Origin of the sequence: Bacillus sp. FSL R9-9530 (genome assembly GCF_038008145.1) — a bacterium.
GTDB lineage: Bacteria > Bacillota > Bacilli > Bacillales > Bacillaceae_G > Bacillus_A > Bacillus_A mycoides.
In genome coordinates, this window is the sequence record NZ_JBBOYO010000001.1 from 4,025,583 (window position 1) to 4,038,610 (window position 13,028).

Sequence of the window (13,028 nt, forward strand, 5' to 3'; positions counted from 1 at the left end):
CATCGCTACTTTTTTTATTTGTTTATTTTTGATAAACATTTTACTTTTTGGGAATGATGAAGGAGAATTTTTATAAGAAAGTATTTTACTTATGCAATACACACATGTAAAATGATGTGTAAAGACACCTGTGTAAGGAGGACTTCTTGTGAGCAAGGTAAAAGAAATTTCGAAGCGAAAGCTACTTGGTATAGCAGGGCTTGGCTGGCTATTTGATGCAATGGATGTTGGAATGCTTTCATTTGTAATCGTAGCACTCCAAAAAGATTGGGGATTAAGTACTCAAGAAATGGGTTGGATAGGTAGCGTTAATTCAATTGGTATGGCAGTAGGAGCACTCCTTTTTGGGATACTATCAGATAAAATAGGACGGAAATCGGTCTTTATTATTACATTATTACTATTTTCTATCGGTAGTGGTTTAACTGCTTTAACGACGACATTCGCGATGTTCCTCGTTTTACGCTTTTTAATTGGTATGGGACTTGGCGGGGAACTTCCAGTTGCATCTACTCTTGTATCAGAAAGTGTTGAAGCGCACGAACGTGGAAAAATAGTTGTACTATTAGAAAGCTTTTGGGCTGGTGGTTGGTTAATCGCAGCTCTTATCTCATATTTTGTTATTCCTAAATACGGTTGGGAAGTTGCTATGGTATTAAGTGCAGTTCCAGCGTTATATGCTTTATATTTAAGATGGAATTTACCCGATTCTCCAAGGTTCCAAAAGGTTGCAAAAAGGCCATCTGTTATTGAAAATATAAAATCGGTTTGGTCTGGAGAATATCGTAAAGCAACAATTATGTTATGGATTCTATGGTTTTGTGTGGTCTTTTCCTATTATGGAATGTTCCTTTGGTTACCTAGTGTAATGGTACTGAAAGGCTTTAGTTTAATAAAAAGTTTTCAGTACGTACTCATTATGACTTTAGCTCAACTCCCAGGATATTTCACAGCTGCATGGTTTATTGAACGTCTTGGTCGTAAATTTGTATTGGTTACGTATTTAATTGGTACAGCATGTAGTGCTTATGTGTTCGGAATTGCGGATTCATTAACAGCATTAATAGTGGCGGGTATGTTACTATCCTTCTTTAATTTAGGTGCTTGGGGTGCATTATACGCTTATACACCGGAACAGTATCCAACAACTATTCGCGGTACAGGTGCAGGAATGGCAGCTGCATTTGGGCGTATTGGTGGTATTCTTGGACCACTATTAGTAGGGTATTTAGTTGCTTCACAAGCTTCACTATCGCTAATATTTACGATTTTCTGTGGATCAATTTTAATTGGGGCACTTGCTGTAGTTATACTTGGTCAAGAAACGAAACAGAGGGAATTAGTATAAAGAGAAACCTTAATCAGTGGTGTTTTGTCCATCAACCACTGATTATTAGCCCGCACCAATCGGGATAAAAGAAAAGGGGAACCAAAGTGGTTTCCTTTTTTCTGTTTTTTTAGATAAATAATGGTATAGTAAGAAAAAGGGAATGTTTCTTACTAAAGCGAATGTATACAACAAGACATATGGACAAAGGAATTAGGTGGCTGGATAAATGAAAATCTTACTTATCATGGAAGAAACAGAAGAGCGAAGAAAATTAGTTGAGAACTTTACTGAAAACATTCGAAATGTAGAATGTTTTGAAGCGAAAACTGGAACAGAATCTTTGCTAATAATGAAAAAACATACACCTGATTTTGTTTTTTTAAATTCGCAATTAATGGATGGTACTGGTTTTGAATATTCGAGTTTGTTACGAGAAGTGAATTGTTATACGAAATTTATTTTTATTGGTGAGGATATAGAAGAGGCAATTACAGCTTTTCGTTTCCAAGCGTTTTATTATTTATTACGACCATTTCGTGAAGAAGATTTACAATTCATTTTATATAAAATGGGAAAAGAACAAGGTGAGAAAGCAAAGAGTCATCTGCGTAAACTGCCGATAGAAGGCCATGAGGGGATTAGATATATTCTCCCGGAGGATATTGTATATATTAGTAAAAATAAGGAAAATAAAACCGTTTCAATTTATACAACGAATAATCAGTATATTTCAACATACACACTCCAGGAATTAGAAAATAAACTAAATGCATATGATTTTTTACGTGTACATAAAAGCTATTTAATTAATATGTCATATGTACAAGAACTTAAACCTTATTATAACGGCACGTATAATTTGCATTTAGACAGGTACGATGAGCAACCGATTCCAGTAAGCCGTAATTATGTAAAACGGCTTCGAAATAAAATTGAGCTATGACAAGTAATGAGAGAATTTTAACATAATAGCCTAGAAATCCTTCATGATAAGGAGGATTCAAATTAAATATTCAGAAAATTTAGTACAATCTCCTCTAAGAAGTAGTAATGGGGGGATTGTACGTGAAAACATTGAAATCAATTTTACTTTGGGGAGTTATTGCAGCGGTAGGAGCATCTGCTTTTGGTGTAATAGCTTTATCACAAGGTGAGACAATTAATGCTGTATGGCTATTAGTTGCTGCTGTATCAGTGTATGCGATTGCTTATCGCTTTTATAGTAGATTTATAGCAAGGAAAGTTTTTGGCCTAGATAATAATAGGCAAACGCCTGCTCATACGTTAAATGATGGGAAGGATTATGTTCCAACAAATAAATGGGTTTTATTCGGACATCACTTCGCTGCGATTGCAGGGGCAGGTCCTTTAGTAGGACCAATTTTGGCGGCGCAGATGGGGTATTTACCTGGGACTATTTGGATTATTGTTGGGGTAGTTATTGCCGGAGCTGTACAAGATTTTGTAATTTTATTTGCTTCAATGAGACGTAATGGTAAATCATTAGGAGAAATGATTAAAGATGAAATTGGTCCTGTTACAGGATTAATTGCGATGATTGGTATTTTAGGTATTATGATAATTTTATTAGCAGTATTAGCTTTAGTAGTTGTGAAGGCACTTGTTGGAAGCCCATGGGGAATGTTTACAATCGCAGCAACAATTCCAATTGCTATTTTAATGGGAGTTTACATGCGTTACATTAGACCAGGGCGAGTAGGGGAAGGATCAGTAATCGGTATTGTTCTACTAGTCCTATCGCTTATTGGTGGACAGTATGTAGCAGAAAATCCAACACTTGCAAGTATGTTTACTTTTAGTGGTGAAACAATTGCTATTATGCTTATCGTATATGGATTCATTGCATCGGCATTACCAGTTTGGATGCTCCTTGCACCACGTGATTATTTAAGTACATTTTTAAAAATAGGAACGATACTTGGATTAGCAATTGGTATTTTAATTGTAGCTCCAGATTTGAAGATGCCGGCAGTATCTAAGTTTATTGATGGAACAGGCCCTGTTTTCTCCGGGAATTTATTTCCGTTCTTATTTATTACAATAGCTTGCGGTGCTGTCTCTGGATTCCACGCTCTCGTTTCATCAGGTACGACGCCGAAAATGATTGAGCAAGAAGGTCATGCACAGCCAATTGGTTATGGGGCAATGTTAATGGAATCATTTGTAGCAGCGATGGCTATGATTGCAGCTTGTGTATTAACACCAGGAACTTATTTTGCAATTAATAGTCCAGCAGCACTGATCGGAACAGATGTATCACAAGCGGCTCAAGTTATTTCTTCGTGGGGATTTGCTATTACACCGAATGAATTAAAAGAACTTGCTGTTAACGTCGGAGAACAGACCATTTTATCACGTACAGGTGGCGCACCAACATTAGCAATTGGTATGGCACATATATTCTCACAAGTAATAGGTGGAACGGCGATGATGGCATTTTGGTACCATTTTGCCATTCTTTTTGAAGCACTATTTATTTTAACAACGATTGATGCTGGAACACGTGTAGGACGATTTATGATTCAAGATATTTTAGGGCATGTGTACAAGCCGTTTGCGAAAACAGATTCCACAATAGCGAATGTGGTTGCTACAACGTTATGCGTATTAGGCTGGGGGTACTTCTTATATCAAGGGGTGGTTGACCCTCTCGGTGGAATTAATACGCTATGGCCACTTTTCGGTATTGCAAATCAAATGTTAGCGGGGATTGCACTATTACTTGGAACGACAATTTTATTCAAAATGGGGAAAAAGGCATACGTTTGGGTAACGCTTATTCCGACTATAGGATTACTTATTGTAACGATGACAGCTGGTTATCAAAAGTTATTTCATGAAAATCCTAAAATAGGATTTCTATCACATGCGAAAGTATTTCAGGGAGCATTAGATGATGGTAAGATATTAGCTCCAGCTAAAAATGTTGCGCAAATGAAACAAATTATTTTTAATGACTATATTGATGCGGCACTTTGTGGAATTTTTATGATAGTTGTAATTGCTGTATTAATTTCTGCACTTCGAATTTGGATTCAAGTATTAAGAAATAAGCCAATGCCATTAAAAGAGGCACCATATATTCCAAAAGATGAAAGTGAGTCGAGGAACTATGCTTAAAAATTTACGGAACGTATGGGGAAAGAGAAAGCAATTTATTAGTTTACTTGTCGGAGTTCCAAGTTATGAAACGTATGTAAATCACATGAAAATAAATCATCCAGAAGAGAAAATTCTATGTCAAAAGCAATTTTTTGCTGAGGCACAAGAAGCTAGATTTAATGCAAAAGGCGGAAAGATATCGCGATGTTGTTAATGGAGGAGACGAAATTTCGTCTCCTTTTTTATTTTGCTGTTCCACGTGGAACAATAAAATAAAAAGTTTGGGAATTATAGGGATTTCGTAATACAATAACATATAGAAGGGGATAGAAGGAAAAGAAAAAGTAGGGAGATTATTTTATGTTCAGAGATCTATTTGTAAATATGACAATTATTCTGTCCTTTATCTTTGTGGGTGCTCAGCTTTTAAGAGATAAGCCGTTAAAAGAGGGATTCGCTGTTTGGCAAAAATGTGTAGTAGGTATTTTTACTGGGATATTAGGTGTATTATTAATGCATTTTGGTGTACATATTGAAGATAGTCTGTTGGATTTACGTTACTTGGCAGTTATTTTGGCAGTTATAATTGGGGGGCCGATAGCCAGTAGTATAACAGTTGCTATCATTTTAATAACTCGGCTACTTTTTACTGATTACTCTTTAGCCTCTGAATTGGCTTGCTATACCATCATAGTAACCGGAATTGGTATTGTCTTCATTTGGCGGATGAAAATTTCTATATTTACAAAGTGGATATGGCTTAATGTGTATAGCTTGTCTATTTTAATATTACCACTGTCTATTTTATTTAAGGATGTATCTGTAGTGGTATTATATTTTGTTTGTAGTATTGTTGCAGGATACATCACATTTGTAAGTGCAAGTTACGTATTGCAATCCAATGAATTATTTCAAACGATGAGGCATTATGCAACGATAGATGCATTAACGAATCTAGGAAATGTAAGACAGTTTGATTTAGAGATGAATCGTCATATTGGTAACAAACATATGAAGAATGATTCACTTTGTTTATTGCTTATAGATATTGATCATTTTAAGTATGTAAATGATACGTACGGTCATCCTGCTGGAGATGAAGTGTTAAAACAACTAGGGCGTATTTTGTTAGAAAATACACCATTCCCAAATTTAGTCTTTCGAAAGGGTGGCGAAGAGTTTGCTCTGTTGTTACCGAAAAAAATGATAGCATTTGGAACTCGTATAGGGGAACAAATTCGACTAGCAGTTGAAAAGCATTCATTTCAACTGCAAAATGGGGAAAAAATTAAAATTACAGTTTCTGTTGGGCTTTCAGAATATAAAAAATCACCTGAGCAATTTATTCAATCAGCGGATGATGCGTTATATTATTCAAAAAGAAATGGTAGAAACAAGGTTAGTTCAGCATCATAGGAATTTGGGGAGTACTTTAAAACATTTCTGTAAAGTAATTAAAACCCACAGAACAATAAATGTTCTGTGGGTTTTAATCTATTTTTAAATTTATTAATAAAAAGCTTTATGTTAGACAAGTTCTTTCGGTGCAACGAATTTGCGGTATGCACCGTGATGTGTTGGTCCTACATATTCGTTAATCTTAAATGAATGACGAATTGCAGCTGTGATGAATTCTTTCGCAGTTTTTACTGCTTCTTTCACCGTTTTTCCTTTTGCAAGTTCTGCTGTAATTGCAGCAGAATATGTACAACCTGCACCGTGTGTATTTGTCGTATCAATCTTTTCTGATTCTAGAAGATCGAATGTTTCGCCGTCATATAACACATCAATAGCAGTTTCTGTACCTAGTTTGCTACCACCTTTAATCAGTACATATTTAGCGCCTAAAGCATGGATTTTTTTTGCAGCTTCTTTCATGTCCTCAAGAGAATTAATTTTCACACCACTTAATTGATATGCTTCAAATAAGTTTGGCGTTACGACTAATGCCTTTGGAACAAGAACGTCACGTAAGCAGTCATTTGTTTCAGGATGTAACGCTTCATCCGCTCCTTTACATACCATAACAGGATCAACTACTACATTTTCGAAATTGTGCTTTTCAATTGTTTCCGCAACCATTTCGATAATTTCTACTGATCCAAGCATACCCGTTTTTAAAGCATCTACGCCAACGCCTTCAATTGTCGTTTCTAATTGTGGTTTTAATGTAGAAGCTGGGATTGGGAATACGTTATGTGCCCAACCGTTATGTGGATCCATCGTTACGATTGTCGTAAGAGATGTCATTCCGTATACACCAAGTTCTTGGAATGTTTTTAAATCTGCTTGTATACCAGCACCGCCACTTGTGTCAGAACCAGCGATAGTAAGTGCCTTATTCAATGTCATTATGAAAGCCCCCTCAAGTGATATAATGAAAACTATGTTTTCACCATTATATCAATGTTACGAATAAGTACAAAGTGAAAAGTAGATGATTTATGTTAAGTACTATTTAAAATCTTGTATGTAGGAGACGAATTATGTTTCAAGAGAATCGTACAAATGAATTAGTTATATTAAAAGAGATTGCAGAAACGTTGAATACCTCAAATGATACATATCACGTACTTCAAGCTGTGCTGGAAAAGCTGTTGAATGTAACTGGTTTAACGACAGGATGGATTTTCCTTGCGGATGAAAATGGTAGATATACAAAATTAATTGATTACCAATTACCAGAGGGATTGAAATTCGAAAATAAACGACCGATGTGTGAGGGGAATTGCTGGTGCTTACACCGCTTTGTGGAAGGAAAACTAGAGCGAGCAGTTAATATTATTGAATGTAAGAGAATTAATAATGCGATTGAATACAACTGGGGAGATACAGAAAGGATTGTACATCATGCGACAGTACCGCTAAAAGCGGGAGAAGATGAATTTGGCGTGTTAAATGTAGCTAGCCCAGGTAAAACGCATTTTTCGGAAGAAGAATTAGTACTATTACAATCAGTTGCCTTTCAAATTGGAACGGCATTAAAGCGTACAAAACTGTATGAAAATGAAAAGAGAAGAGCTCATTATTATGTAAAGTTAGAACGCTTTATTCAAGCTTTAAGGACAATTCATAAATTTAATGCATTACCAGAAGAGATTGTAATGCAAATAGGGAGCTTATTTCTATGGGAGCAAGTTGTATTCTTTATTAGAGAAGAAAATGAACTAGCTGTGAGAGCTTCTTATAAGAAAGGTGAACTACAAGATGATTTGAGGGCAGCAGCACAGGAAGCGTTGGAAAAAGAAGAGTCTGTCTTGTCAAAGCGTCAGGTTGGGAATATAGAGCATCCCAATAGGGCAGTTATCGCTATTCCGATACATATTCAAGATCATATATTTGGAGTATTAAGTGTAAGTTCTAATAATGGAGAATTTGATATAAATACGATAGATGTAGTACAAGCGTTAGCAAATCATATTTCATTAATGATAGAGAACTTAAGATTAAATGAAAAACGCCGCGAACTTGTACGAATGGAAGAGCGTAATCGTTTAGCTAGAGATTTACATGATTCTGTTTCACAAAAGTTGTTTTCATTAACGTTTATGACGAAAGGCGCTGAAGCTGTCTTAAAGGGTCAAAACGAAAAGGTAGATCAGTCTTTGTATGAGATGCGTGAATTAGCACAAGGTGCCTTAAAAGAAATGAGGACATTAATTTGGCAGCTCCGTCCGGCTGGATTAGAGAAAGGGTTATTACCAGCTTTAAAGCAATATGGTGAAAGTTTAGGATTGAAAATTCGGGAACAAGTTACAGGTGTACGTGATTTGCCGCGTGTAGTAGAAGAAGCGCTATGGCGAATTGGACAAGAAGCTTTAAATAACGTAAGTAAGCATGCGAATGTAAGAGAAGCGACGATTTATTTCAAAGTGACGGAGAAAAATGTATCATTAGAAATAGTCGATCAAGGAAATGGGTTTGTAGAAAAGGATATAAAAGAGAAGAAATCACTCGGTATGACTACGATGCGTGAAAGAGTAGAATTAGTTGGTGGAACAATTAAAATTGTAAGTAGTAAGAAACGAACGAGTATAAAAGTAAATGTACCATTATGATGTGAAAATGAGGGAAGTTTGTGAAAATAAAAGTATTGTTAGTTGATGATCATACAGTTGTTTTAAAAGGATTAGCATTTTTTCTAAGCACACAGGAAGATTTTGAATTAGTTGGTGAAGCAAATAATGGGAAAGAGGCGCTAGTGAAAGTAGGCGAAACAAGTCCAGATGTCGTATTAATGGATTTATATATGCCTGAGATGGATGGAATTGAGGCAACAGCTTGTATTAAAAAAGAATATCCAAACGTGAAAGTAATTGTATTGACTAGTTTCTCTGATCAAGCTCATGTATTGCCGGCACTAAAAGCTGGGGCGAGCGGTTATATTTTAAAAGATATCGAACCAGATCAGCTTGTTGAAGCTATTCGAAGCGCGTATAAAGGTAATATTCAATTACATCCAGATATAGCAAATGCCCTTCTTTCTCAAACATTACCACAGGAAGAGAAAGAAGAAGAACCTTCCGTTCAAGTGGATGTATTAACAGCGAGAGAAAATGAAGTATTGCAGTTATTGGCGAAAGGGATGAGTAATAAAGAAATTGCTTCTGTTTTAGTTATTACAGAAAAAACGGTAAAAGCTCATATGAGTAGTATTTTGAGTAAGTTACATTTATCCGATCGCACACAAGCAGCATTATATGCAGTGAAAAATGGAATCGTATAAGACAAAAGTCGTAAGACCTAGTTCGCCTTTAGAAGGTGGACTTTTTTTATGGAAAAATACGTCTATGTGAGGACGTAATTGTTTTGATATAAAGATAAAATGTATTTGTAAGCAACAATAATTATAAGGGAGTACCCTTTTTCGTAAGTGATATATAACAACATAAGAGTGAGTAGTAGGAGGAAAAACAATGGCAACAGTTTTATTTGTAAAAGCAAACAACCGCCCAGCGGAACAAGCAGTTAGTGTGAAATTATACGAGGCATTTTTAGCAAACTATAAAGAAGCGCATCCAAATGATACAGTGGTAGAACTTGATTTATATAAAGAAGAATTACCATATGTAGGCGTAGATATGATTAATGGTACATTCAAAGCAGGTAGAGGATTTGATTTAACAGAAGAAGAAGCAAAAGTGGTAGCAGTTGCTGATAAGTATTTAAATCAATTCTTAGAAGCTGATAAAGTAGTTTTCGGTTTCCCATTATGGAACTTAACGATTCCAGCCGTATTACACACGTATATTGATTATTTAAACCGTGCCGGTAAAACGTTTAAATATACACCAGAAGGTCCAGTTGGGCTTATTGGAGATAAGAAGATTGCGTTATTAAATGCACGCGGCGGCGTATATTCTGAAGGACCAGCAGCTGAAATGGAAATGGCTGTAAAATATGTAGCGAGCATGATGGGCTTCTTCGGTGCAACAAACATGGAAACAGTAGTTATTGAAGGACATAACCAATTCCCAGATAAAGCAGAAGAGATCATTGCAGCAGGTCTTGAAGAAGCAGCTAAAGTAGCAAGCAAATTTTAATTAAAATTATAATCGCCACTCAAAAAAACAGCATTAACTTTTATGTTAATGCTGTTTTTTATATTTTTAGCTCGTCAGCAAGTTTTTCTAATTGATTTCGATCTTGTATATAATATGTTCGGCCTTCTTTTTTTAAATAGTTTTGCTGGCAAAACTGGTTTAATACATATAAAAGATGGCGGTAACTGACGTTTAAGTATTCTGAGGCCTCAGTATGTTTTTCGGTATAGCAACTATTTTGTTCCGTTAATAGAATGAACGCAGCTAATCGGTTTTCAAATGGATAACTATAGTTTTTGGCGTAATTTTCTGTTCGGATAATTGTTTTTTCTCCAATAAATTTGCATAGTTTCTGTAGAAAGGTAGCATCTTGCAATAAAAGATGCTGACAATCTTTAAGAGGAAGCGCTAAGCAAATACAATCTTCAATCACCTCAACCGCTTTCGTAACAGATTCTACGCCAATTAATCCTAATTCTCCAATGAATGAAGGTGCTTGAATAAAATTAATTAAAGAGACTTTCCCATTTTTATGGCTCATATATATTTTTGCTTTCCCGGAAATTAAGTAATAGAGATAAGGGAGGTCGACTCCCTCCTTACATATCATCTCTTTCTTTTGAAAAGAATGTAGTTCTACATATGGTAAGACATGAAAGGAAAAAAGAGTATGGAATTGATGAATTTGCATGTGTTGATAAATTTCTTTCTCATTTTTACTGATTTTCATATTTTCACCCCTGTTTGTAGTATGAGATATCTCCTATTATTTTTACAAGGAAGAATGATACGATTTATGTAAATTTGTTTTTGTAGAAAAGAGAGTGTGAGGGGTTTATGAAAAAATATAAAACATTGCTATTTGATGTAGATGATACATTGTTAGATTTTCAGAAGGCGGAGAAAGTGGCGTTACGTATGCTCTTTGAAGAGAAAGGGATTCCTTTAACTAGCGAGGTTGAAGCGCAGTATAAAAAAATTAATAAAAGCCTTTGGGATGCTTTTGAAGAAGGTGAAATAAACCGTGATGAAGTCGTAAATACACGATTTTCGATTTTGTTTAAAGAGTACGGGGAAGAAGTAGATGGGATATTATTCGAAAATAATTATCGTAGCTACTTAGAAGAGGGAAACCAACTCATGCAAGGTGCATTTGAATTTATAAATCAAATTCAAAATGAGTATGATTTATATATAGTGACAAACGGTATTTCTAAGACGCAAGATAAACGTTTACGTAATGCAGGATTACATTCATTGTTTAAAGATATTTTTGTTTCTGAAGATACGGGATTCCAAAAGCCGATGGAAGAGTATTTTGATTATGTTTTTGAAAGGATTCCTAATTTCGCTTTTGAAGAAGGGCTCATTATTGGGGATTCGTTAAGTGCCGATATTAAAGGTGGATATGTAGCGGGAATTGATACTTGTTGGTTTAATTCAGAAAAGAAACCAAATAATAGCGAGATTGTGCCAACATATGAAGTGCATAGTTTTGAAGCGTTATACGCGCTATTAAAGCAGCATGTGTAATAAAGTGAAACTTTAATCAGTGTGGATTTTGGCCATCCCCCACTGATTATTAGCCTTCACCAATCGGGCAGTTACGGGCAGTTATCTCCCACCCAACTCCCTCGCACTTGCCGGATTTTGAGGTGGGAGTCTTACTGCTCGCAAATAGCGGGATAAAAACAGGCAGTGGAACTTTTGTCCCTACTGCCTGTATGTATTAGTTTGTAGCTTCATTGTTTTTAGGAAGCGGAAATGCATTCCCAATCGCTGCTGCCCCGAGCATCGGTAATAATAAATTGAGCGGGAAAAACATGAGTAATAGTAATGTTATAGCTATTGGTTTTCTTAATGCATAGCTTGAAATAGCTGTCGTGACGATGGCTACAGAAGCTATTGGATCTATAGGGATAATAGAAGCTATAGCATATCCGATACTTGATCCAGCAAATATAATTGGGAAAATATGTCCGCCGCGCCAACCCGTATTTAAACAAACGGCAGTAATACATAATTTTAAAATTCCTGAAAGAAGTAGTACCCAGAAGGATAAATGGCTCCATTCAACGACTAAATCTTTTAATTGATGTTCCCCTGAGAATAACGTGTAAGGAAGGAAAGTTCCTGTAATTCCTAATAAAATACCGCCTATAATTCCAAGTGATACCTTGTATTCTTTGAAGGGGTGGATTAATTTCTCTAATGTGAATTCTAATTTGAAATAAAAGAAACCAACTATAGCACCAATGCTAGCAAGTGGTAGAAAGGCGATCCATTCATTAAGAGCAAGAGACCCTTCCCCAAAATCAACAATAAAGGATCCACGATTATCGAGTTTACTAAGCAATAAGTAAACGGAAAAACCGGCAAAAGTGGTAGCTAAATATACAATTGCTTTTTTTCCTTTCGAAAATTCATTAATTTGTTCACCCTCATTTTCATTCGGAGCTAAGTAACCGAATAATGGTGCATTAAAAATTACACTTAAAGTAGCACCAATTCCAACCTCTGTTAGTTCATTCATTCCCTTTAAAGCAAAATTAAAGCGATCTCCTACCCATGTACAAAGTCCACCGATAATTCCAACAAGTGCTGCTTCTGGGCCTAAACTAGCTCCAAATATTAAAACGATAATCGCAGTTAAAGTAGCTTTATGTACAAAACTGTATTCGATTCTACCTGTTTTTTTATATTCAGCCATCACTTCGGGCATAAGACGTGGATATGTACCGAAGTATTTTTGTGTTAAACCAACGAGGATACCACCGATGATTGTTACACAAATGGTGTAATAAGGCGGAGAAGAGAAAATAGTAGGTAAGTATCCCCAAATAAAGTGAATTCCGATATTTATTGTAACTAAAAATAACCAGACTGTAGCTCCTACTATAGAGCCTAAAAGAATGCCATATAGGACGAGTATATAGTGCATGTCCTTTTTATTTGTCATGTTGTACCTCCGTTATGTAAATTTTCATGTAGAAAGGATTAAATATGCTAGTGTGAAATGAATTGAATATATA

General features: G+C 35.6%; 12 protein-coding genes. 9 read left to right on the forward strand and 3 right to left on the reverse strand.

Going from position 1 to position 13,028, the window contains the following annotated elements:
* The first annotated feature begins 148 nt into the window (after nt 1-148).
* The 5 genes from MKX66_RS20240 (at nt 149) to MKX66_RS20260 (ending at nt 5,869) form a co-directional block, all read left to right on the forward strand.
* Nucleotides 149-1,348: an MFS transporter gene (locus tag MKX66_RS20240; RefSeq protein WP_002016404.1), complete on the forward strand. Its 1,200-nt coding sequence runs from the start codon at nt 149-151 to the stop codon at nt 1,346-1,348.
* Nucleotides 1,349-1,556: 208 nt separating this feature from the next.
* Entirely contained in the window at nt 1,557-2,273 is a 717-nt protein-coding gene (locus MKX66_RS20245; protein WP_002089871.1) for a LytR/AlgR family response regulator transcription factor, read from the forward strand.
* A gap of 122 nt (nt 2,274-2,395) precedes the next feature.
* Nucleotides 2,396-4,471, forward strand: a complete 2,076-nt coding sequence (gene cstA, locus MKX66_RS20250; RefSeq protein WP_341086962.1) for a carbon starvation protein CstA — start codon at nt 2,396-2,398, stop codon at nt 4,469-4,471.
* Entirely contained in the window at nt 4,464-4,667 is a 204-nt protein-coding gene (locus tag MKX66_RS20255; protein WP_002130134.1) for a YbdD/YjiX family protein, read from the forward strand. The genes cstA and MKX66_RS20255 overlap by 8 nt, the downstream gene beginning before the upstream one ends.
* Before the next feature lie 146 nt (nt 4,668-4,813).
* Complete coding sequence (locus MKX66_RS20260) at nt 4,814-5,869, forward strand: diguanylate cyclase (RefSeq protein WP_341086964.1); 1,056 nt, start codon at nt 4,814-4,816, stop codon at nt 5,867-5,869.
* A gap of 111 nt (nt 5,870-5,980) precedes the next feature.
* On the opposite strand, the gene pdxK is transcribed toward MKX66_RS20260, so the two are convergent.
* On the reverse strand, nt 5,981-6,805 hold the full coding sequence (pdxK, locus tag MKX66_RS20265; protein ID WP_002016397.1) for a pyridoxine/pyridoxal/pyridoxamine kinase: 825 nt from the start codon (nt 6,803-6,805) through the stop codon (nt 5,981-5,983).
* A gap of 134 nt (nt 6,806-6,939) precedes the next feature.
* Here pdxK and MKX66_RS20270 point away from each other — a divergent pair, with 134 nt between their 5' ends.
* The 3 genes from MKX66_RS20270 (at nt 6,940) to MKX66_RS20280 (ending at nt 9,996) form a co-directional block, all read left to right on the forward strand.
* Entirely contained in the window at nt 6,940-8,511 is a 1,572-nt protein-coding gene (locus MKX66_RS20270; protein WP_341086967.1) for a GAF domain-containing sensor histidine kinase, read from the forward strand.
* A gap of 20 nt (nt 8,512-8,531) precedes the next feature.
* Nucleotides 8,532-9,179, forward strand: coding sequence for a response regulator (locus MKX66_RS20275; protein ID WP_002016393.1), 648 nt, complete (start codon nt 8,532-8,534; stop codon nt 9,177-9,179).
* Between the two features lie 190 nt (nt 9,180-9,369).
* Complete coding sequence (locus MKX66_RS20280) at nt 9,370-9,996, forward strand: FMN-dependent NADH-azoreductase (protein WP_002167303.1); 627 nt, start codon at nt 9,370-9,372, stop codon at nt 9,994-9,996.
* Nucleotides 9,997-10,054: 58 nt separating this feature from the next.
* Here MKX66_RS20280 and MKX66_RS20285 read toward each other — a convergent pair whose 3' ends face one another.
* A complete protein-coding gene (locus MKX66_RS20285) occupies nt 10,055-10,726 on the reverse strand; it encodes a transcriptional regulator YeiL (RefSeq protein ID WP_061673833.1) in 672 nt (223 codons plus the stop codon).
* Between the two features lie 107 nt (nt 10,727-10,833).
* On the opposite strand from MKX66_RS20285, the gene MKX66_RS20290 reads away from it, so the two are divergent.
* Nucleotides 10,834-11,529, forward strand: coding sequence for a YjjG family noncanonical pyrimidine nucleotidase (locus MKX66_RS20290; RefSeq protein ID WP_044438384.1), 696 nt, complete (start codon nt 10,834-10,836; stop codon nt 11,527-11,529).
* Nucleotides 11,530-11,725: 196 nt separating this feature from the next.
* Here the strand turns inward: MKX66_RS20290 and MKX66_RS20295 are convergent, their stop codons facing one another.
* The gene (locus tag MKX66_RS20295) at nt 11,726-12,955 is read right to left on the reverse strand and encodes a chloride channel protein (RefSeq protein WP_061673832.1); all 1,230 of its coding nucleotides are present in this window, start codon (nt 12,953-12,955) and stop codon (nt 11,726-11,728) included.
* Nucleotides 12,956-13,028: the final 73 nt, after the last annotated feature.